We start from the raw sequence: 22,311 nt of genomic DNA, 5'->3' as shown, positions 1-22,311 counted from the left end.
TCATCCGCATCGCTGTTACTGCCAGTTACCCACGTCGGCGTTGTAACCGTCGCCGCCGGGCTTGCCATCCTGGCCGTAGAAGATCAGATCAAAGCTGCCGTGATCGCCCGGATACTTGTAGCCAAAGTCATGACCCCATGGATCATGAAGCTCCGACTCTTTCGCGTACGGGCCCTGCCAGTTGCGAGCATTAGCCGGTTTCACCAGCAGGTCCTGCAACTGCTGAGGCGGCGTGCCGTTGTCCAGCGCGTAGTTTTCAATCTTCTGGCTGAGGGTGGTGAGCTGGGCCTTGCCGGCACCGTACTTGCCCTTGTCGACGTTCTTGCCGACCTGGGTCACCACCACCGCGCCGATGATGCCGATCAATACGATCACCGCCAGCATTTCCAGCAGGGTAAAGCCGCGGCTGACGCCAAGGCGGCGGATGGTCCTTTGTTGCATGGGCGATTACCTCGTGGTTTTCAATCGGGAGAGACGCGTCATCGGACCACGCGACTCATTGAATGTTGCTGGTAAGACTGAGCAGGGGCAGCAGAATCGCCGCCATGATGATGGCCACCAACACGGTCATGACGATGGTCAGCGCTGGCACCAGCGCCGCCAGCAGGCGATCGATGGAGCGGCGACTTTCCAGCTCAAAGGTGTCGGCCACCTTTAGCAGCATGGTGTCGAGCTGGCCGGCTTCCTCGCCCACCTGCACCATCTGCAAGGCCAGACGTGGGAAGCGCTGCGATTGCGCCAGCGCGAAGCTCAAACCCGTGCCGCCCTTCACCTGTTCGGCGGCCTGCTCCAGCGCCTGATCCAACGCACGGTTGGCGGTGACCTGACGCGCGATGCCTAGCGCAGAGAGCAGCGGCACGCCGTTCTTCAGCAGGGTGCCCAGCGTACGTGCGATCCGCGCCGTTTGAATCTTAAGCAGCAGCGGGCCAACCACACGCATGGTAAGCAGCCGCGCATGCCATGCCAGCAAGATAGCGGGATCGCGCAACCTGGCGCGTGCAATCAACACGCCCAGCACCAGCAAAATCAGCAGCGCCCACCACCAGGTTTGCAGGGTGCCACCCACCGCCAGCACGGCCTGAGTGATCCAGGGAATGGGCACCTGCATGTCCTGGAAGATCGGCACAAACTGCGGCACCACATAGGCGAGCAACAGCAGCAGCGAACCGAGCACGCCGACCATCAGGAACGCGGGATAGATCAGCGCATTGATGATGCTGCCGCGCAGTTGCTGCGAGCGTTCGAGGTATTCGGCAAGACGGCGCAACGTATCTTCCAGTGAGCCGCCCGCCTCGCCCGCGCGCACGAGGCTGATGTAGAGCTTGGGAAATACACCGTGCTCATCGTCCAGCGCTTGCGACAACGGCGTGCCGCCGCGCACGCGATCACGTACGCGCTCGATCAACTGCTTGGCGCGTTCGCCTTCGGGCAGATCCATCAGGATGCCGAGCGCGCGATCCAGCGGTTGGCCCGCGCCCAACAGCGTAGCCAGCTGATGGGTGAACTGCGCCAGCTGGTCGCCGGTGAACGGGCCACGCTTGAACAACGCCGCCAGCCCGCTACCACCGGCGTCGGCGTCGGCAGCACGCGCATCGAGCGGCGTGTGGCCCTGGTCCTGCAGGCGACTCACCACCTCCTCGACGCTAGCGGCCTCCATCTGACCTTGCAGCACTTCGCCAGCGGCACTGACAGCGCGGTAGCGGAATTGGGTCATGGCGTCACCGATAGTGAGCGTCGACAAAGCAGCTGCATCGCCCCTTGCCGCAACACACCACGCTCGTCATCCCTGCGAAAGCAGGGACCCAGTGCCCTTTTACCGGGACGCCCTTTTGTTGCCAAAGTCGCTGGATCCCTGCTTTCGCAGGGATGACGGTGAGGGGTAAGGGCGGCCATCGCGAGCACCCGACCTTTGCCCCGTTTCTGGGGCTCACCCCAGCCCTCTCCTCGCTCCTCAGAGCCGCGGCCATCGATGACCGTTCCCCGCGTGCCCCGGAGGGGAGAGGGAGAAAGCTCACGACTCCTGCGTAACACGCAACACCTCCTCGATGGTGGTGATGCCTGCCACCGCCTTGGCGATGCCGTCTTCATACATGGTGCGCATGCCTTCAGCGCGCGCCATCCGTTCGATCTCACCGGCGTCGGCGCGTTGCATCACCAGGCGACGCAGCGGGTCGCTCATCACCAGAAATTCCATGATGGCGCGACGCCCGCGGTAACCGCTGGGATTGGCGGCGCTGGTTCCTGGCTTCCACAGGCGGATCGGTCGCTCGTTGGTGTATTTGTGCAACTCGAACTGCTCCACCACTTCGGGGAGCGCTTCATAAGGAATGGCGGTTTCAGGGTCGAGGCGGCGCACCAGGCGCTGGGCCAGGATGCCGTTGACGGTGGAGCCGAGCAGATAATCCTCCACGCCCATGTCGAGCAGGCGCGTGATGCCGCCCGCCGCGCTGTTGGTGTGCAGGGTGGATAACACCAGGTGACCGGTGAGCGCCGACTGGATGGCGATGCGACATGTTTCCAGATCGCGCATTTCGCCGATCATGATCACGTCCGGATCCTGTCGCACGATGGAGCGCAAGGCGCCAGCGAAATCCAGCCCGATTTGCGGCTTTACCTGGATCTGGTTGATGCCCTCGATCTGGTATTCCACCGGATCTTCCACCGTGATGATCTTCACGTCGGGCGTGTTGATCTTCGACAACGCAGTGTAGAGCGTGGTGGTTTTGCCTGAGCCAGTGGGGCCGGTGACCAGCAGAATGCCGTGCGGACGTTCCAGCACATCCACGAAGCGTTGCTGGAAGTTGTCGGTAAAGCCCAGCGAGGCGAAATCGAACACCACCGATTCGCGATCCAGAATACGCATCACCACCGATTCACCGAAGCTGGTGGGCACGGTGGAGACACGCAGGTCCAGCTCCTTGCCCTGGACGCGCAGCTGGATGCGACCATCCTGCGGCAGGCGGCGCTCGGCAATATTGAGCTTGGCCATGATCTTGACGCGCGAAATCACCGCCGCGGTGGAGCTGGACGGCGGCGCCTCCACTTCATGCAGCACGCCGTCGATGCGGTAGCGCACTTTCAAGCGGTTTTCGAACGGCTCGATATGCACGTCGGACGCACGCTGTTCCACCGCGCGCTGCAGGATCAGGTTGACCAGACGGATCACCGGCGCTTCGGAGGCGAGGTCGCGCAGATGCTCCACGTCGTCTTCCACCGCGGCGCTGCCGTCGAGGTTTTCCACGATGGTGCCCATCGCGGAGCGGCCGGAACCGTAATAGCGTTCGATCAGGTCATCGATTTCAGAACGCAGGCCGATGCGCATCGCCACCGGTCGGCCGGCGGCCAGTTGCATCGCCTGCAATGGATAGGGATCGGCCGGGTCGGACACCACCAGCGCCAGCCCATCCTCCCCCACCCGCACCGGCACCACGTGCTGCTGCTTGAGGAAGCGCACGGAGACATCGAGTTCGGCGGGTGGCAATTCGGGGGCTTCGCGGGCGGCCAGCAGCGGCGTGTGCAGCAGCTCCGACCAGGCTTCGGCCAGGTCACGCTCGGAGACCAGGCCCAGGCGGGCCATCAAGGCCGTAAGTGTGCCCTCGGGCGACTCCTCATGCAGCCGGCGCGCGCGCGCCAGATCCGTATCTTTCAGCCGGCCACGGGAAACGAGCAGCGCACATACCGCCGCTTCGCGGCTCTCCATCGCCGCCCCTTCCACGTTGGCCGCCGGTTTTGCGACTGCCGACATGCGATCACCCCGCTCCCAGTGTTACGTCCTGTGTCGCGGAACCGCCCCCAACGGCACCGAGGACGCATTGTTAACACACCCGCCGGTTTGCGCGCGAGCACGGTTTCTCACCCTAGCTCACCAGCGTGGGACCACGTCCGCGTGCCGGCGTTCCACGCCTGAAGGGTAAAGACGTGCCATGACGATTCCCTTGCGGGGACTTGCCCCCTCGTCGGGACGTCAACCGCCGACGCGATATTTTGCGAAGGACATCGCCCACCGCGAGGGTTGAGCCGATGCTTGCCCGTGTTTGGCACGGCCCCCCGGCGCCCTTCTACTCATGCCTTGATGGCGCGGGCTTCGTGGCCAGATTCAATCCTTTATCCAGCGGATACGACTGCCCATTCGCATCGCACCTGGGCGCTGCGCCCTCCAGCACACCAGCCCGCAGTTGGTTGCGCCACAGGCGCTCTGCGACAATGGCGCTTTGTCCCCACAGAACACCCCATGCAGCTGATCGACATTGGTGCCAACCTCACCCACGAATCGTTCCGCCACGACTTTGACGACGTGCTGGCACGGGCAAAAGGGCACGGCGTCGAGCAGCTGGTGGTCACGGGTGCTTCGCGCGACGCCAGCACTCACGCGTTGGCACTGGCCAAGGCACATCCGGACGTGCTGTACGCCACGGCGGGCGTGCATCCGCATCACGCGATCGATTACGACGACGCCACGGATGCCTTGCTGCGCGAACTGGCGACCCACCCGGAAGTTCGGGCCGTGGGTGAAACGGGGCTGGACTACAACCGCAACTACTCGCCACGCGATGTGCAGTTGGCCGTATTCGAACGGCAGCTGCAGATCGCCGTGGATGTTCAGAAGCCGCTGTTCCTGCATCAGCGCGACGCGCACCACGACTTCGTTGCGCTGCTGCGCCGTTATCGCGACAAGATACCTGGCGCGGTGGTGCATTGCTTTACCGACACGGGTGAGGCGCTACGTGATTACCTGGCGCTGGATTGCCATATCGGCATCACGGGCTGGATTTGCGACGAGCGGCGCGGTACTCATCTGCGTGAGTTGGTGAAGGAGATCCCTGCCAACCGCCTGATGATCGAAACGGATGCACCTTATTTGCTGCCGCGCACCGTGCGCCCGCAGCCCTCACATCGACGCAACGAGCCGATGTTTCTGCGGCATATCTGCGAAGAGATTGCCCGCGACCGCGGTGAGGCGGCCGAAGTCACAGCGGCACATACCACGGCCACGGCGGCGGCGTTCTTCGGGCTGCCTGCGCACTGACCCAAAAAAAGAAAGCCCCGCCATAGCGGGGCTTTCCTTGCCTACATCGGAAACAGTGCGCGTTACTGCAGCGGCGCGTTGGTGATTACAATTTCCACGCGGCGGTTTTGGGAGCGACCGTCGGGCGTGTCGTTGCTTGCAATCGGATGACGCTCACCGAAACCCTGGGCAGACATCAGGCGAGCGGGAACACCCTGCTTACCGAGATAGCTAACGACCTCATCCGCGCGAGCCGAAGACAGGTCAACGTTGGTGGGGTAGCGCGCTTTCAACGCCGCGCCAATCGGCACGTTGTCGGTAAAGGCTTCTACTGCCACTCGTTGCTGGCTAAGCGTAGCCAGCGAAGGCGCCATCTTGTCCAACGTCGCCTTACCTTTGGTATTGAGCAAATGCCCACCTTCGGAGAACACCACGTCACCCATCATCGTGACCTTGAGCTGGCCCTGTAGCTGCTGAATGGTGGCGTCGTCCTTGCTCAGCTTGGCGGACAACTGCTTGTTCAACGCGGTCAACTGAGCGTCTTCTGCCTGATACTGATTTGCCTGGGCAACTTCCTTCTTGTAGGTCCCTTCGGAAACGCAACCCGAGGCGATGGCAATGGCGCCAGCCAGCAAGGCCATCCGCAATGCATTCATGATCAACTCCTTTTCGATATAAGTGCAGGGATTGCACACGAGGCAAGACACCACCGTCCTGCACGCCATGTGTCCGCTTACCTTACCGAAGCGCAGCCTCAGGGTGGCGGCAAAGAATCAAGAGAGTTGGATCATTTAATTGTGGGTTTCAACCTACAACCCGCGTTTCACCCGGAGCTAGCCCCTCAAGTGCATAGGGGCCGATACGCTCGCGAATCAGGCGAAGCGTGGGAAAACCCACTGCCGCCGTCATGCGACGCACTTGCCGGTTACGTCCTTCGCGCAAGGTGATGCGCAGCCAGCTGGTAGGAATGAGCTTGCGGAAACGCACGGGCGGATCGCGCGGCCACAGCCACTCCGGTTCCGCGGCATGCTCCGCGCCTGCGGGCAATGTCGGGCCGTCGTTGAGCGTTACACCACGGCGCAACGCGGCGATGGCTTCATCGGTGATCTGCCCATCCACCTGCACCAGATACGTCTTGGGTTGCTTATGACGCGGATCGGTAAGCTTGTGCGCGAGGCGGCCATCGTCCGTGAGCAGCAATAAGCCCTCACTGTCGTGATCGAGCCTTCCTGCTGGATAGACGTCCTTTTGCTTGACGAACTCCGCCAGCGTGGGGCGGCCGTCCGCATCACTGAACTGGCAGAGCACCCCATAGGGTTTGTTGAGGGCAACTAGCATGACGTTGAGTGAGGCACCAATGGCGTATGACGTGGGCTGGGTCGCGCACTGGGTGCGTTCCTACATGGCGAGCATTCTGTAGGAGCGCACCCAGTGCGCGACTGCAACGCTACGGCGCCACCAAAGCGCCCGCCATCAATGCGCCGCGGAGGCGTCCGGCTTTACGAAGCGCAGCGTCATGCGGTCCGATTCACCGATGGCAAGATATTTCTCGCGGTCCTGGTCACCCAGCGTCAACGTGGGCGGCAGTGTCCACACGCCCTTGGGGTAGTCCTTGGTGTCCTTCGGGTTGGCGTTGATCTCGCTCTTTTCCTCAAGCTTGAAGCCGGCATCGGTCGCCAGCTTGATCACGTAGGCCGTGGGCAGGTAACCGCTGCTCTTAATCGTTTCAAGGTTGGCGTTGTCTGCCGCGCGATGATCGACCACGCCCAGTACGCCGCCCGGACGCAGCGCCGTATAGAACGCCTTGAACATCGCCGTGGCGGTATCCGCCTCCACCCAGTTGTGGACGTTGCGGAAGGTCAGCACCAGATCAGCCGAGCCCGGCGCGCCAAATACCGGTGCCTTCGGGTCGAACTCAAGAATCTGCGCCTTGCCGAAGTGGGCAGGGTCGGCGGCGAACTTTTCTTTCAGGCCCGTCAGATTGCGGCTCGCCTCGCCCTCGCCCGAGGGTTTGGCCACGGCGGCGATGTAGTGGCCGTTGTCGCGCAGCAGCGGCGCAAGAATTTCACTGTACCAGCCGGTGCCCGGGGTGATTTCGATCACCGTGAGATCGGGCCGCATGCCGAAGAACTGCAGCGTGGCCTTGGGGTGCCGGTACACATCGCGCGCCTTGTTCGGCGGCGAGCGCCAGTCGCCCGCCAGCACCTGATCCAGCTGCGTGGCGGTGAAGTCCTTGGCGCTGGTAGGTGGCACCAGCTCATTGGCGGGTTGATCCTGCGACTGTGCATTGGCTGGTGCGGAACTGCCACTGCACGACGCCAGCAGCAACGCTGCCAGCCCCACGATCACACGGCTCTTCATCGACTACCCCTGGCAAAAACTCGGCGCAACGGATACAGCATAGCGACCCCAGCTTGCCGGCCACTACGTATACAAATGGTGGATGGACAAGGGCGCCGCCTTGTCGTCACGTAGGAAATCACAGTTTCCTTGAGGCCGCCTTTCACCGGGATAGGCGGCCCATGGTGCTCAGTAGTGGATCACCGAGCGGATCACCTTGCCCTCGTGCATCAGGTCGAACGCCTCGTTGATGCGCTCCAGCGGCAACACTTTGGAGATCATCTCGTCGATCTTGATCTCGCCGGCCATATAACGATCCACGTAGCCCGGCAGCTGCGAACGGCCCTTGACCCCACCGAATGCCGAGCCGCGCCACACGCGCCCCGTCACCAGCTGGAACGGACGGGTGCTGATCTCCTGCCCCGCACCGGCCACGCCAATGATGATCGACTCACCCCAACCCTTGTGACAGCACTCCAACGCCGAGCGCATCACGTGCACATTGCCGATGCACTCGAACGAATAGTCCACGCCGCCATCGGTGAGGTCGACGATGACCTGCTGAACCGGCGTATCCGGGTAATCCTTGGGGTTGATGCAGTCGGTGGCGCCAAGCGCACGCGCCATCTCGAACTTGTCGGGGTTGGTATCGACCACCACGATGCGCCCGGCCTTCGCCATCACCGCACCCTGCACTACCGACAGGCCAATGCCGCCGAGACCAAACACCGCCACGCTCGCACCCGGCTCCACCTTCGCCGTATTGAGTACCGCGCCGATGCCGGTGGTGATGCCGCAACCGAGCAGACACACTTTTTCCAGCGGCGCGGCCTTGTTGATCTTGGCCAGCGAGATTTCCGGCAGCACGGTGTACTCGCTGAACGTGCTGGTTCCCATGTAATGCAGCAGCGGTTTGCCGTTGAGGGAGAAGCGCGAGGTGCCATCAGGCATCACGCCCCGGCCCTGCGTAGCGCGAATTTTCTGGCACAGATTGGTCTTGCCGGAGAGACAGAACTTGCATTCGCCGCATTCCGGTGTGTACAGCGGAATCACGTGGTCGCCCGGCTTGAGCGAGGTAACGCCTTCGCCGACTTCTTCCACGATGCCACCGCCCTCATGGCCGAGGATCACCGGGAACTGACCTTCCGGATCCGCACCGGAGAGCGTGAATGCGTCCGTGTGGCACACGCCCGTGGCCACGATGCGCACCAATACTTCACCCGCCTTGGGGCCAGCCACGTCGATCTGTTCAATCGTGAGGGGTTTGCCTGCTTCCCAGGCGACGGCGGCGCGTGACTTCATGGTGCTCTCCTTGTGACGTGCGGTGGTGCAAGGAGGAATGATGACGCGATCTCGCTTTCAGTGAAACTGATTTCGCGATATGGCGCGATCAGCGCCGCTTCTAGCAGGAGCGCACTTGTGCGCGACAAGTCCCCAAGGGGCATGGTGGCGTCATGTCGCGCACAGGACACGCTCCCGCAGAGGAACGCCGATACTCGTTTGTGCGAGCCCACCCTGTGGGCGACAAACTGACGGAGCGATGACCTTGTCGCGCTGCGGTCGCGCACAAGTGCGCTCCTACAAAGGCACAGTCGCCGGTCTCTTTTTCTGTAGGAGCACACTTGTGCGCGACATGCCTCAAGGGGACAGGCAAATCGCTGCGCCACGTCGCGCACAGGGTGCGCTCCCACAGGGGTTGGCCTGGGTTTTTACGGAGCAGCGTGACCGTTATTGCCGGTGGCGTAGGACATCGCCTCCGCATACTTCCCCGCCTCACACAGCAACCACTCCCGAAACGTCCGCAACCCCGCGTGATCCTTCGCATGCTCCGGATACACCAGGAAGTACGCTTCCGGAATCTGCTGATAGCGATTACCCAACACCTTGAGCAAACCCGCCTCGATCAGCGGCCGCGCCATCACCATGCGCCCCAGCGCGACGCCCATCCCTTCCAGCGCCCCACGATGCAGTGCATCGGTGTTGTCGAACTGCGCCACGTAGCGATGCGGTGGCTTGCCACCGGTGGCAGTGAACCAGTCGCGCCAGCGTTCGCCGGGGTCGCCCAACAAGGGCCACCGGGCGAGATCTTCCGGATCCGCATCACCCATGCGTTCCAGCAGCGCGGGTGACACCACCGGTGCGATCCACTCGCCGAACAGACGTTCGGTCACCAGCCCAGGCCACGGACCCCGCCCGTAACGCATGGCCGCATCCACCGGATCGCGCTCGAAATTCACCAGCTCCACACTCGACTGCAGGTTGAGCTCCAGCTCGGGATGGGCGGCCACCAGACGGGCCAACCGTGGCACCAGCCAGCTGGACATCACGCCGGGTATGGCGCTGATGGTCAGCGCGTCTTCGCGGCGGCAGCGAAATCCCGCCATTGCGCGGTCGATGCCCTCGAAGTGGTGCCCCACCGCTTCCATCAGCCGACGCCCTTGCGCGGTGAGTAGCACGCCGCGTGGACCGCGCTCGAACAACTTGCACTCCAGGCGTTGCTCCAGCTGCCGCACCTGGTGGCTCAGGGCGCTGACCGTGAGGTTGGCCCGTTCAGCGGCGCGCGAGAGATTGCCCAGGCGGGCGACCTGCACGAACTGTTGGAGGAGATCCAGCGAGACACGTGCCATTTGAATTTCTCTCAAGGCTGGGTTGCGAATATATCGCTTTTTCGCCGCCTGCAAGGGGTCTATCTTGAGCGCCTACTCAAACGATGGCACGACGGGAGGACGTCATGAGCTCGCTCTTCACGAACCTGTTGTTTATGCATGGCCATATCACCGACCTTGAGCTGGCACGCCGGCTAGTGAACACGCCGCAAGAGCCGGTACGCCCCACGGGCAAGCGCCAGCACCTGCAAAAGGCGAGTGGCAGCAGCCGCAAGGTCGCCCCGTCGCCGACAGCACTCGCCCACGGCGGTTGCGCCTGACCCCATGTCCCCGCGGTACCGCGACGGCGCTGCCCACGTAGCAGCGCCGTTCCGGTTACAGATGGCTGGCGGGAAGCTGCATGCTGACGGGTGAGCCAAGGTCTTCGGACGAACGGCCTTCGATCACCCGGTATTCACCACCGCGGATCTGCCAACCATGAGTGGCAGGGTCGAAATCGGCCAACAGGCGGCGTTCCAGCGGAATGATCAGCTGCCGATGTTCGCCGGGTTGCAGGAACACTTTCGCGTAGCCAGCAAGGCGGTTGGCTTTTGCCCCGGGCACTTGCACGTATACCTGCGCCACATCGGCGCCAGCACGTGAACCACTGTTACGCACGTCGACAGTCGCCATCATTTGGCCCTCGCGTGACGACACGGACAGCGGGCCATGTTCGAAGTGGGTGTACGACAAGCCGTAGCCGAACGGGAACAGTGGCTTGATGCCGCGCGCCTGATACCAGCGATAGCCGACACCCGCACCCTCAATGGCGTAGTCGACGGTGGACGGTGGTGTGCCTCCCGCCGCAGCGGGAAGTTCCGGGCGCGGCAGTTGCGAGAGATCGCGCGGCCAACTCAGCGGCAGACGCCCGGAAGGATTGACCTTGCCCGATAGCAGGTTGGCGATTGCCGTGCCGGCATCGCCGCCCGGATACCAGGTTTCCAGCACGGCCCCCACCTGATCGAGCCACGGCATGGCGACCGGACCGCCGTTCTCCAGCACCACGATGGTGCGCGGGTTGGCCTTGGCGACAGCGGCCACCAATACGTCCTGCCAGTCCGGCAAGGCGAGATCCGGCGTGTCGAGCGACTCCGTGGCCCACTTCTGCACAAACACGACGGCAACCTGCGACTTTGCCGCCAACGCAGCTGCCGCGGCCACGTCATTGCCCTCGGCAAACTGCACGTTCGCCTTGGGGGCCATCGCTCGAATAGCCTTGAGTGGCGGGTAAGGATGAAACATCACGGGGCCGGGCCACTTGGTGGGTTCGATCCCCGGCACGGCGTTACCGCCCTTGGCAGTGACCAAGGATGAACCGCCACCGGCCATCACGCCCTTGTCGGCATGGGCGCCGATTACTGCCACGGAAGTGAGCGCGGCGGCATCCAGCGGCAGCAGATCGTGTTCGTTGCGCAACAACACGGCGCCTGCTTCAAGCGTTTCGCGCGATACCGCGAGGTTGGCCTGGCCGTCGATCGTCGCCTTGCCGGCGGGATGCTCGAATACGCCCGTCGCGAACATGCTGCGCAGAATGCGTCGCAACATGTCGTCCAGGCGCTGCTGCTTCACGTCGCCCTTGGCCAGTGCCTCGCGCAGCGGCGCGTCAAAGAAAACCTGCTGGTCGAAAACCTCGCCCGCCGACTCCTGATCCAGCCCCGCATTCGCAGCCTTGGCCGCGCTATGCGTGCCGCCCCAGTCGGACATCACAAAGCCGGGGTATTTCCAATCACCTTTGAGTACCTGATTCAACAGATAGTCGTTCTCGCACGCCCAGTCACCGTTGACCTTGTTGTACGAGCACATCACCGAACCGGGCTTGCCGCGCTCAATGGCCAATTCGAAGGCCAGAAGGTCGGACTCGCGCATGGCCTGCTCACCGATCTGCACATTGATGGTGTTACGCCCTGTCTCCTGATTGTTCAACGCAAAGTGCTTTATGGTGGAGATCACGTGCTGGCTCTCAACGCCGCGAATCGCTTCGCCGACGATGGTGCCGGCCAGCAGCGGATCCTCTCCCGCATATTCGAAGTTGCGGCCATTGCGCGGCTCGCGCATCAGATTGATGCCACCTGCCAGCAGCACATTGAAACCTTTGCTGTGCGCTTCGTTGCCAATCATTGCGCCACCGCGATAGGCCATCTGCGGGTCCCACGTGGCGGCGGTAACGGGACCGGCCGGCAGCGGCGTGGCATCGTCGCCCGGGCGCATGCGGTCGGAACTCGCCACACCAAGGCCTGCATCGCTCTCCTGCAGCGCAGGAATACCAAGTCGCGGGATCGGAGGCACATAGCCGGCCGAGACCATCGCACCCTTCGGGAACGGTTTGTCAGCAGGGCGATCAGGGCCCGCGTAGTAGCTGCGGATGAGCTGGAACTTCTCGTCCTGCGTCAGCTGCGCCACGAGCAAACTCGCGCGCGCATCCGGCGACAACGTCGCATCGCTCCATGGCCTGGTCACCGGCGATGGCGCGAACGCCATGCCCAGCCCCGTGCACAAACCCATCACGATCGCACTGGCCAAAACCGCGCTACGCAGTGCAGCTCCGCTCTTGCGTTTCATCCGACATCCTCCGGTGTTCGCATGGCAACGCGCTCGCCTCGGCATCACAGTCACGGCGCGTATACTCAGAAGCTCGAGTATGCACCAGGGCAACACTGATGAAGTATCGCCCTGGCCCACTTGCACCACATCGCACACGGAGTCCTTCATGAACCTGCGCCCCCTTGGCCGATCCTCGCTTTCAGTGGCGCCGCTGGCCTTCGGCGGCAACGTGTTTGGATGGAGTGCCGATGAGCAACGCTCGTTTGAACTACTCGACGCCTTCGTCGACGCCGGCTTCAACCTGATCGATACAGCGGATGTGTATTCAGCATGGGTGCCCGGCAATCGCGGTGGCGAGTCGGAAACCATCATCGGCAAATGGCTCAAGCGAAGCGGCAAGCGTGACAAGGTGGTGATCGCCACCAAGGTCGCGAAATGGGCCGAACATCCGGGCCTGTCGCCGATGAACATCAACCAGGCGGTGGAAGGCTCGCTGCGCCGCCTGCAGACCGACTACATCGACCTGTATCAGGCACATGAGGATGACGCCACCGTGCCCTTGCATGAAACGCTGGGTGCGTTCGGCAAGTTGATCGAGCAAGGCAAGGTGCGGGTGATCGGTGCGTCGAACTATGGTGCCGATCGCTTCGGTGAAGCGCTTGCACTTTCGGCCAAGCTTGGCCTGCCACGCTATGAAACGCTGCAGCCGGAATACAACCTGATGCGCCGCAAGCCATACGAGTCAGAGATTGAGCCGCTGGTCATCTCCGAAAACATCAGCGTGATCAATTACTACGCGCTGGCGAGTGGCTTTCTCAGCGGCAAGTACCGTAGCGAGGCGGATCTTGCCAAGAGCACTGCGCGCAGCGGCGCTGTGCAGAAATATCTCAACGCGCATGGCATGGGCGTCCTGGCGGCGCTGGACAAGGTGGCCGCCGCTCACAACGCCACACCGTCACAGGTGTCGCTTGCCTGGCTGATGGCCCGCCCGAGCATCACAGCGCCGATTGCCAGCGCGACGAGTGTGGCCCAGCTCAAGGAGTTGTTCGGTGCGGTGTCCTTGCAGTTGAGCAAGGACAATATCGCTACGTTGGATCAGGCGAGCGCCTGAATCTCCCCTCGCCCTCTCATGCTCGTCATCCCTGCGAAGGCAGGAGGTGCTTCACAACAGCGAAGCTGGTCATCCAGCGACTCTGCGCTTTTTCGACGCCTCTAAAGGCGCTGGATTCCTGCTTGACCAACCTTCGGTTGTTTTAAAGCGTCTCGCAGGAATGACGAGCACGGAGCACACCAAGCCTTTTATTGCGCCGGCGCCACACCCTCTGCGTCACTCCCATCCGGCGCCTCCACCTGATAGCCCTTGGCCCTCAAGCGTGCAATCAAGCCCTTCGGAGAGAGCACATCCTCCATCGGTAGCATGGCGAATGTCTGGGCGTTGGTGTTCAACGCTTGCACGGCAGCATCGATCCAAACAGTCTCCGCCCGCTGCCGCACATCATTGAAGCCAAGCTGCTTGGCAAAACCCGCTTCAGTAATCGCGGATATGCAGGCTTCGCGCTGATCGTTCATCGGCAGGCTGCGCAGCATATCGATGTCGCCAGTGGCCCAGGCGTTGGCGCGCTGGGTGATGCGCCCCATATCCCGCTCCACCGTGTCCAGCGTGCGGCCGAAGCATTGACGGTCGTCCATCGGCGAGGTCTTGAAGGTCTTCACCGCAGTGCGCGGCTCATCCACCATCAGCGTGTAGCGCGCCGTAGTGAACTTGACGTTGTGCTTCTTGGCGAGGTCACGCACGGTGTCTTTCACGCCACCGGACGCCGTGAGACCGTGGCGCTTGACCGCCTTGTCGTACAACTCCACCGCCGCAAAGATCGGCCGCCAGTTTTCAACGCCGCGATCGTTGCCCAAGTATTGCTGCTTGAGCACCAGCCAACGCGCGTAGTCGGGCGCAGGCACCATCTGCTGCAGCGTCTGCCCGTCCGGATTCTTGCGCGCACCTAGCAGCGACGGCAGCAGAAACAGCTTGCCGAAGAGATTGGTCTTGGGCTTCAGGGAAACGGAGGGTGGCCCCAGCACTTCCTGCGAGCCGGCAATCGCCTCCTCCACATCTTCGGTCTTCCACTGCATGCGGTCGGGTAGTGGCGAAAGGGTGCCGAGCACCAACATCACGTGATCGCCCTTGCTCACTCTCCACAAGCCGGGCCCCGGCTGCTCACCACTGACCGACACGCCTTCGAGATTGGTGACCTGCGATGGCGCGCTGGAGGCCGGCGGCGGCGCAGTCTGTGCCCTCGCGGGTGCCGCTCCGATGGCCAGCAGGCTCGCGGCCAACAACAGAGGCAGGTAGTGCTGCCGTGGTTTGGCGGGATTCCGTCTCATTGCATCGTATTCCTTGCGGTAACTGCGTTATGACCTTGCCCGTGCGGACTCGGTTCCTTCCGCGAAAGTCTTGTGTTCAGTGAGCCAGCCAGGTGCCGGCGAGGGAGGCCGCCACGCACCAGAGCACAGCGACCCACGCAGGTTGCCGCGCGACCACCAGCATGACGAAACCACAGACGGCGATAAGCACGTCCGTCACATCATGCACGCCGCCCTTCCATACGGGATTGTAGAACGCAGCTGCCAACAGACCCACGACCGCGGCGTTGATGCCGGCCACCACGCGAACGGCCCGCGTGCTGGTCGAAAGCCGATGCCAGAACGGCAATACACCGCTCAGCAACAGAAACCCGGGCAAAAAGATCGAGAGCAGTGCCACCAACCCGCCCACGACACCGCCCTGCCCATCGTGCATCTGGCTGCCGAGATACGCTGCCAGCGAGAACATCGGCCCCGGCATGGCCTGCGCCGCACCGTAGCCGGCGAGGAACGTGTTCTCGTCCACCCAACCAGGCACCACAAGTGCTTGCCGCAACCATGGCAGCACGACATGGCCGCCACCAAACACCAGCGCACCGGCGCGATAGAACGCAGCGCCCACTTGCACCCAAAGGTCAGCGCGCGTGGTCGGTGAAAGCGCGAGCAACAGCAGCACGGCATAACACCCCAGCAGGATGCTCGCGACGCGACGCCCATACCCTGGAGACGGGGCCTGATCAGGATGCGCCTTCACGCCGCGACATATCCAAGGCGCCAGTGCTGCCGCTACCACGATGATGAGCAGCTGCATCCACGCCTGCGATTGCCAAAGCAATACGGCAGCGACGCCTATAGCCAGCAGGCGGCGTGGCGTATCTGGGGCCAATGAACGCCACATGCCCCACAAACCCTGCGCCACCACCACCACCGCGACCAGTTTCAGGCCATGCAACAGGGCTTGTCCGGATGCGCCATGCAGATAAGAAGCCCACCACGCGAAGCCCAGCATCAACACTGCCGAGGGCAGCGTGAACCCGACGAAAGCAGCTAGCGCACCACGCCAGCCCGCTCGCAACAGGCCGATGGCGAAACCGAGCTGGCTGCTCGCGGGCCCGGGAAGGAACTGACACAACGCCAGCAATTGCGAAAAGCGTGCATCGTCGAGCCAGCGGCGTTCTTCGACAAAGGCTCGACGGAAGTAGCCGAGGTGGGCGATGGGGCCGCCGAAGGAGCGCAGGCCGAGAGAGAGGAAGGCGAGAAACACCTCGCTGGCGCTCCCGGTCGGTGCTGCGTCGCTGTCGCTGGCCAACGGTGTGTTCATTCGTGACAGCCTTACTCACGGCCTTTGCGAACGTCTTTCTGTAGGAGCGCACTGGTGCGCGACAAGCCTACGGAGCGGTGAGGTCGATGTGGTGCGGTCGCGCTCAAGCGCGCTCCTACATTCGCTCGAAAAGCAGGCCACTCGCACTGGAACGGGCGTCGCCATCGGCGGAATCCGGGAGTCATGTGCCGCGGCTAACACATGGCCATTGCGTATGCTTTTCGGTGGGAGCGCACCCTGTGCGCGACAGTGGCGCATCGGCGTCACCGCTCCGTCGGATGGTCGCGCACAGGGTGCGCTCCCACAGTGAGGTGCCTGAAATGAAAGAAGGCCGCTTGCGCGGCCTTCTTTCGACACATCACTGACTTGGCGATCAGCCCAGCGTCGCCAACGCATCGTTGAACGTCTTGCTGGGGCGCATGGCCTTGGTAATCAGCTCCACGTTCGCGTGGTAGTAACCCTTGATGTCCACCGTCTTGCCCTGCGCACCATTCAACTCGCCGACGATTTTGGCTTCGTTTTCGGTGAGCGCCTTGGCCAGCGACTCGAACTTGGCCTTGAGCTTGGCGTCGTCGTTCTGCGCCGCCAATGCCTGTGCCCAGTACATGGCCAGGTAGAAGTGGCTGCCGCGGTTATCGAGCTCACCCACCTTGCGGGCCGGCGACTTGTTGTTGTCGAGGATCTTGCCGTTGGCTTCGTCCAGCGTCTCGGCCAGCACGCGGGCATCCGCGTTGTCGAAACGGTTGGCGAGATGTTCCAGCGACGCGGCGATGGCGAGGAATTCGCCCAGCGAATCCCAGCGCAGATAGTCCTCTTCCAGGAACTGCTGCACGTGCTTGGGCGCCGAACCACCGGCACCGGTTTCGAACAAGCCGCCACCCGCCATCAGCGGCACGATGGAAAGCATCTTGGCGCTGGTGCCCAGCTCCATGATCGGGAACAGGTCGGTGAGATAGTCGCGCAGCACGTTGCCGGTCACCGAAATGGTGTCCTGACCCTTGCGGATGCGCTCCAGCGAGAACTTGGTCGCTTCGACCGGCGACAGGATGCGGATATCCAGGCCGTTGGTGTCGTGGTCCTTGAGGTAACGCTCGACCTTGGCGATGACCTGGCGATCATGCGCGCGGTTGGTGTCGAGCCAGAACACGGCAGGGGTGTTGGACAGGCGAGCACGCGTCACGGCGAGCTTCACCCAGTCCTGCACCGGCGCATCCTTGGTCTGGCACATGCGCCAGATATCACCCGCTTCCACGGCGTGCTCCAGCAGCACGTTGCCGGCTTCGTCGGTGACCTTCACCACGCCGTCGCCGGCGATCTTGAAAGTCTTGTCGTGCGAACCGTATTCCTCGGCAGCCTGCGCCATCAGGCCCACGTTGGGCACGCTACCCATGGTGGCCGGGTCGAACGCGCCGTGCACCTTGCAGTCTTCAATGGTGGCTTGATAGACGCCGGCGTAGCTGCGATCCGGAATCACTGCCTTGGTGTCCTGCAGCTTGCCTTCGGCGTTCCACATTTTGCCGGAGTCGCGGATCATCGCCGGCATCGAGGCGTCGATGATGACGTCGCTCGGCACATGCAGGTTGGTGATGCCCTTGTCGGAGTTCACCATGGCCAGCGCCGGACGCTTGGCGTACTCGGCGTGGATGTCGGCGAGGATTTCGTCTTGCTTCGCCTGCGGCAGCTGGCCGAGGCGCGCATAGAGATCGCCAATGCCGTTGTTCGGCTCGAAGCCGATACTCTTGAGTGTGTCGGCGTGCTTGCTCAGCACATCCTTGTAGAACTCGGTGACGAACTGGCCGAACAGAATCGGGTCGGACACCTTCATCATGGTGGCCTTCAGATGCACCGAGAACAGCACGCCCTGCTTCTTGGCGTCTTCGATCTGCGCATCGATGAAGCTGGCCAGCGCTTTCTTGCTCATGACGGATGCGTCAATGATCTCGCCGTCCTTCAGCGCGGTCTTCTCCTTGAGCACGGCGTTGCTGCCGTCCTTGCCGAAGAATTCGATCTTCACGTTGCCGGCCTTGGTCACCACCGTGGACTTCTCGCTGCCGTAGAAGTCGCCGCCGTCCATGTGCGCCACGTGAGTCTTCGAGTCTTTGCTCCACGCGCCCATCTTGTGCGGGTGCTTGCGCGCATAGTTCTTCACCGAAAGCGGTGCGCGGCGGTCGGAGTTGCCTTCGCGCAGCACTGGATTCACCGCGCTGCCCTTCACCTTGTCGTAGCGCGCCTTGACGTTCCAGTCGGCGACGTCCTTCGGGTCTTCCGGATAGTCAGGCAGTGCGTAGCCCTGCGCCTGCAGCTCCTTGATCGCAGTCTTCAGCTGCGGCATCGAGGCGCTGATATTGGGGAGCTTGATGATGTTGGCGTCCGGCGTGGTTGCCAGCTGGCCGAGTTCGGTGAGGTCGTCGGCGATCTTCTGGTTGTCCGGCAGGATGTCCGGGAACTGGGCGATGATGCGGCCGGCCAGCGAAATATCGCGCGTCTCGACCGTGATGCCCGCGGTGGCGGTGAACGCTTTGACGATCGGCAGCAGCGAATGAGTCGCGAGGTACGGCGCTTCGTCCGTGAGCGTGTAGATGATCTTCGGCGTGTTCGACATTGTCTGCTATGACCTCGCTGGCTACGGCTTTACCAAATGGGGAGGCGCGATGCGCAGGCGGTGCCGTGCGCGGACGCGCATTTCGCCCGGAGCCGTTTCACATGGGGGCGGAACGGGCGGACGAAAGCCCCTTATTGTCGCGATTTCGCCGGGAGGGCGAAAGCGCGGCGGGCGACAATGCGCAACGGTATGGTCCAGCTGGCTTTTTTTGTAGGAGCGCACTTGTGCGCGACAAGCCGACGCAGCGGTGAAGCCGCAATGCCGCGGTCGCGCACAAGTGCGCTCCTACAGGAGGGATTCGCCGATCAGGCGCTTTCGCCAGCGGGCAGGCGCTTCGGCTGGCGGAACCGGGCGCGCCAGGCGGCAAAACGCTCCGCCAGGCACGAGAAGATCACGTAAAGCGCTGGCGTACTGAGCAAGGTCAGGCTTTGGGAAATCAGCAGGCCGCCGATCAGCGCGATACCGAGCGGCCGGCGCAGATCCGAGCCTTCGCCCAGCCCGATGGCAATCGGCACCGCGGCAAGAATCGCCACCATGGTGGTCATCATGATCGGGCGGAAACGCACCATGCTCGCTTCATAGGCGGCGTCCTGCGCGCTTAGTCCGCGCTCGCGGCGCGATACCAACGCAAAGTCGATCATCATGATCGCGTTCTTCTTCACGATGCCGATCAGCAGCACCAGCGCAATCTGCGCGATCACCGACAACTCGGTGCCAGTAATCCACAATGCCATCAGCGCACCCACGCCCGCCGCCGGCAAGGTGGAAAGAATCGTCACCGGGTGGATCAGGCTTTCGTACAGCATGCCCAGCACGATGTAGACGGTGACGATGGCGCCCAACAGCAGCCACAACATGCCGCTCTGCGACTGCTGGAAGCGACGGAAGTCACCGCCGATATTGATGCGGATGTTGCCCGGCAAGCGCATCTGCGCGCCGGTCTGCTGGATGATCTGCAACGCATCGCCCATGCTCACGCCGGGCGCGAGGTTGAAGCTCATGCTCATGATTGTGTACTGGTTTTCGTGCGTGATCTGCGTCGGAGCCATGCCGGGCTCCTGCCGTGCAAACGCGGTGAGCGGCACCATCTTGCCGCTGCTGCTCGACACGTAAACCTGATCGATGGCAGCCGGCGTCGCCGTTTGGTTCGGCAGCGCGTTAACCACGATCTTGTACTGGTTGAGGTCGGAATAAATGGTGCTGATCTGGCGCTGGCCGAACGCGTTGTACAGCGCGCCATCGATGGTGCCGATGCCGACACCAAGACGCCCCGCCTTGTCGCGGTCGATCACGATGTTCTGTTGCAGGCCAGCGTCATCGATGTCGCTGCCGACATCCTTGAGCTTGGGGTTCTTCTTCAGCTCGGCGACCAGCCTGGGCAGCCATTCCTGCAACTCTTCCGGATTGTCGCCCTGCAGCGACACCTGGTATTGCGCGCCCTGACTGCTGCCACCACCGCCAAAGCTCGGCAGATCCTGAATCGGGCGCAGGCGCACATTGAGGTCCGGATAGTGCGCCGCCTTGGCACTGAGTCGCGCCAGCACGGCGAAGGTGTCGTCCTTGCGACCCTCCGCATGTGTCTTCAGCTCGATATCGAACGTGCCCGAAGCGCCTTGACGGCTGCTACCCAGGCGCGAGCCCACACGTGCCACGTCATGGTCCTTCAGCAGCATGTCGATCAGGCGCTGCTGGCGCGCGACGGCATCCTGAAATGAAACGGTGGCACCCGAAGTGGCGCGACCGCGGATCAGGCCCGTGTCCTGCGCCGGGAACAGGCCGGTCTTCACCTGACCAAACAGGAAGACGGTGACGCCGATCAACACCAGTGGCGTGAGCGAAAACGCCAGCGCGTGCTTGATCGAGAACTTCAGGCACTTTGAGTACATCGCCTGCAGGCCTGCCTGGAATTTCTCCAGCGCGATACCGACGCGGGTGGTTGGTTTGTCTTCCTCATGGCCACTGAGGAACTGGCCGCACAGTGATGCTGTAAGGGTCAGCGACACCAGCGCCGACACGATGATCGCCGCCACCAGCGTGATGGTGAATTCCTTGAAGAACAGGCCGGTAATGCCGCTCATGAACAACAGCGGGATAAACACCGCCACCAGCGACGCAGTGATCGACACGATGGTGAAGCCGATTTCCCTGGCGCCAGCGAGCGCCGCCTCCATGCGTGTCATGCCCTGGTCGATGTGACGCACGATGTTCTCGATCACCACGATCGCATCATCCACCACGAAACCAATCGCGATCACCAGCGCGAGCAGCGTGAGGTTGTTGAGCGTGAACCCGCAGAGGTACATAACCGTCGCTGCGCCAGCGAGCGACAACGGCACGGCAGCGGTAGCAATCAGCGTGGGCGCGAGACGACGCAGGAATAGCGCCATGGTGAGCATCACCATCAGCAGACTGATCAGCAGCGTGGCCTGCACTTCATGCAGCGAGGCGCGAATGGTCGGCGTGCCGTCGAAGTAAGGTGTAAGGGTGGTGCCAGGCTGCAGATAGCCACGCAACAGCGGCACGGCTTCTTTCACGCGATCCACGGTGCCAATGATGTTCGCGTTGGACTGGCGATACACGTACATCAGGATCGCCGGCTTGCCGCGAAACCATGCCGCCTGGTAAGCGTCCTGCGTGCCGTCATAGACATGCGCCACATCCGACAGACGCACCGGTACGCCCTTGTGGGAAGCGATCACCAGATTCGCGAAGTCTTCCGCCGAATGCAGAGCATCGTTGGCAGTCACCGCCATGGTGGTGCGGCCGTTGGACAGAAAACCCACCGGCGAGGTGACGTTGGCGGCAGTGAGCGCGTTGCGCAGCTGATCAGGCGACAAACCCAGCGCATTGAGCTGGCGCAGGTTCACGTCCACGCGAATGGCCGGCGTTGCCGCGCCGAGAATATCCACTTCCGACACGCCATCCAGCTGACGCAAGCGCTGCGCCAGCAACGAGTCGGCCACGTCGTACAGATCGCGGGCCGATTGCGTATCGGAGGTCAACGCGAAGGCGATGATCGGATCGTCGTTGGGGTTGGCCTTCTGGTAGCTCGGCGGCGCATTGAGGCCAGTGGGCAAATCTGACTGCGCCGCATTGATGGCGGCCTGTACGTCGCGCGCGGCCGCATCGAGATTGCGGCCAGCCTGGAACATCATGAACACCTGCGTACTGCCCAGCGAACTGGATGAACGCATGGTGTCGATGCCCGCCACCTGGCCCAGGTGGCGCTCCAACGGTGCGGCCACGGTGGAGGCCATGGTGCTGGCGCTGGCACCCGCCTGCTGGGCCTGCACGAAGATCACCGGGAATTGCATGTTGGGCAGTGCGGCCACGCCCAGTAGCAAGTAGCAGATCACGCCGACCACAAACACGCCGATTGCCAGCAGAGAGGTGCCGATCGGGCGGCGGATGAAGGGGCCGGAAATGTTCATGCCGTCAGAAAATCACGATACGCCCTGCGCACAGGGGGTGTTCAAGTCAACGCAGCGCCGTACCGTGG

At 62.8% G+C, this 22,311-nt stretch carries 16 protein-coding genes; 3 read left to right on the top strand and 13 right to left on the bottom strand.

The genetic code is table 11. The features are described from left to right. Positions 1-15 precede the first annotated feature (15 nt). The 3 genes from gspG to gspE form a co-directional block, all read right to left on the bottom strand. A complete protein-coding gene (gspG, locus tag AC0GUR_RS19365) occupies positions 16-441 on the bottom strand; it encodes a type II secretion system major pseudopilin GspG (protein WP_472879146.1) in 426 nt (141 codons plus the stop codon). Positions 442-496: 55 nt separating this feature from the next. Then, positions 497-1,714: a type II secretion system inner membrane protein GspF gene (gene gspF / locus AC0GUR_RS19360; protein WP_472879145.1), complete on the bottom strand. Its 1,218-nt coding sequence runs from the start codon at positions 1,712-1,714 to the stop codon at positions 497-499. A 297-nt stretch (positions 1,715-2,011) separates the two neighbouring features. Then, positions 2,012-3,745, bottom strand: a complete 1,734-nt coding sequence (gspE, locus tag AC0GUR_RS19355; protein ID WP_472879144.1) for a type II secretion system ATPase GspE — start codon at positions 3,743-3,745, stop codon at positions 2,012-2,014. A 486-nt stretch (positions 3,746-4,231) separates the two neighbouring features. Here gspE and AC0GUR_RS19350 point away from each other — a divergent pair, with 486 nt between their 5' ends. Beyond that, a complete protein-coding gene (locus AC0GUR_RS19350; protein ID WP_472879143.1) occupies positions 4,232-5,026 on the top strand; it encodes a TatD family hydrolase in 795 nt (264 codons plus the stop codon). A gap of 62 nt (positions 5,027-5,088) precedes the next feature. Here AC0GUR_RS19350 and AC0GUR_RS19345 read toward each other — a convergent pair whose 3' ends face one another. From AC0GUR_RS19345 to AC0GUR_RS19325, 5 genes are all read right to left on the bottom strand, one after another. After that, on the bottom strand, positions 5,089-5,661 hold the full coding sequence (locus AC0GUR_RS19345) for an OmpA/MotB family protein (protein ID WP_472879142.1): 573 nt from the start codon (positions 5,659-5,661) through the stop codon (positions 5,089-5,091). A 148-nt stretch (positions 5,662-5,809) separates the two neighbouring features. Then, entirely contained in the window at positions 5,810-6,343 is a 534-nt protein-coding gene (locus AC0GUR_RS19340) for a pseudouridine synthase (protein ID WP_472879141.1), read from the bottom strand. A 135-nt stretch (positions 6,344-6,478) separates the two neighbouring features. Beyond that, complete coding sequence (locus AC0GUR_RS19335; RefSeq protein ID WP_472879140.1) at positions 6,479-7,366, bottom strand: class I SAM-dependent methyltransferase; 888 nt, start codon at positions 7,364-7,366, stop codon at positions 6,479-6,481. Positions 7,367-7,534: 168 nt separating this feature from the next. After that, the gene (locus tag AC0GUR_RS19330) at positions 7,535-8,647 is read right to left on the bottom strand and encodes an S-(hydroxymethyl)glutathione dehydrogenase/class III alcohol dehydrogenase (protein ID WP_472879139.1); all 1,113 of its coding nucleotides are present in this window, start codon (positions 8,645-8,647) and stop codon (positions 7,535-7,537) included. 407 nt (positions 8,648-9,054) lie between these two features. After that, on the bottom strand, positions 9,055-9,972 hold the full coding sequence (locus AC0GUR_RS19325) for a LysR substrate-binding domain-containing protein (protein ID WP_472879138.1): 918 nt from the start codon (positions 9,970-9,972) through the stop codon (positions 9,055-9,057). A 104-nt stretch (positions 9,973-10,076) separates the two neighbouring features. Between AC0GUR_RS19325 and AC0GUR_RS19320 the strand changes: the two genes are divergently transcribed. Next, positions 10,077-10,271: a hypothetical protein gene (locus AC0GUR_RS19320; protein ID WP_472879137.1), complete on the top strand. Its 195-nt coding sequence runs from the start codon at positions 10,077-10,079 to the stop codon at positions 10,269-10,271. Positions 10,272-10,326: 55 nt separating this feature from the next. Here the strand turns inward: AC0GUR_RS19320 and AC0GUR_RS19315 are convergent, their stop codons facing one another. Next, the gene (locus AC0GUR_RS19315) at positions 10,327-12,549 is read right to left on the bottom strand and encodes a beta-glucosidase (protein WP_472879136.1); all 2,223 of its coding nucleotides are present in this window, start codon (positions 12,547-12,549) and stop codon (positions 10,327-10,329) included. 148 nt (positions 12,550-12,697) lie between these two features. Here AC0GUR_RS19315 and AC0GUR_RS19310 point away from each other — a divergent pair, with 148 nt between their 5' ends. Then, positions 12,698-13,642, top strand: coding sequence for an aldo/keto reductase (locus AC0GUR_RS19310; RefSeq protein ID WP_472879135.1), 945 nt, complete (start codon positions 12,698-12,700; stop codon positions 13,640-13,642). Between the two features lie 188 nt (positions 13,643-13,830). Here the strand turns inward: AC0GUR_RS19310 and AC0GUR_RS19305 are convergent, their stop codons facing one another. The 4 genes from AC0GUR_RS19305 to AC0GUR_RS19290 all read right to left on the bottom strand — a co-directional run bounded on the left by AC0GUR_RS19305 (position 13,831) and on the right by AC0GUR_RS19290 (position 22,243). Beyond that, positions 13,831-14,910, bottom strand: a complete 1,080-nt coding sequence (locus tag AC0GUR_RS19305) for a TraB/GumN family protein (RefSeq protein ID WP_472879134.1) — start codon at positions 14,908-14,910, stop codon at positions 13,831-13,833. A gap of 76 nt (positions 14,911-14,986) precedes the next feature. Then, entirely contained in the window at positions 14,987-16,210 is a 1,224-nt protein-coding gene (gene chrA / locus AC0GUR_RS19300; RefSeq protein ID WP_472879133.1) for a chromate efflux transporter, read from the bottom strand. Between the two features lie 373 nt (positions 16,211-16,583). Beyond that, the gene (locus AC0GUR_RS19295; RefSeq protein ID WP_472879132.1) at positions 16,584-18,812 is read right to left on the bottom strand and encodes an NADP-dependent isocitrate dehydrogenase; all 2,229 of its coding nucleotides are present in this window, start codon (positions 18,810-18,812) and stop codon (positions 16,584-16,586) included. A gap of 305 nt (positions 18,813-19,117) precedes the next feature. Further along, positions 19,118-22,243, bottom strand: coding sequence for an efflux RND transporter permease subunit (locus AC0GUR_RS19290; RefSeq protein ID WP_472879131.1), 3,126 nt, complete (start codon positions 22,241-22,243; stop codon positions 19,118-19,120). Positions 22,244-22,311: the final 68 nt, after the last annotated feature.

This window comes from Dyella sp. PARNA 12/25 (assembly GCF_055702865.1).
This window is presented reverse-complemented; position numbering and strand designations above follow the sequence as displayed.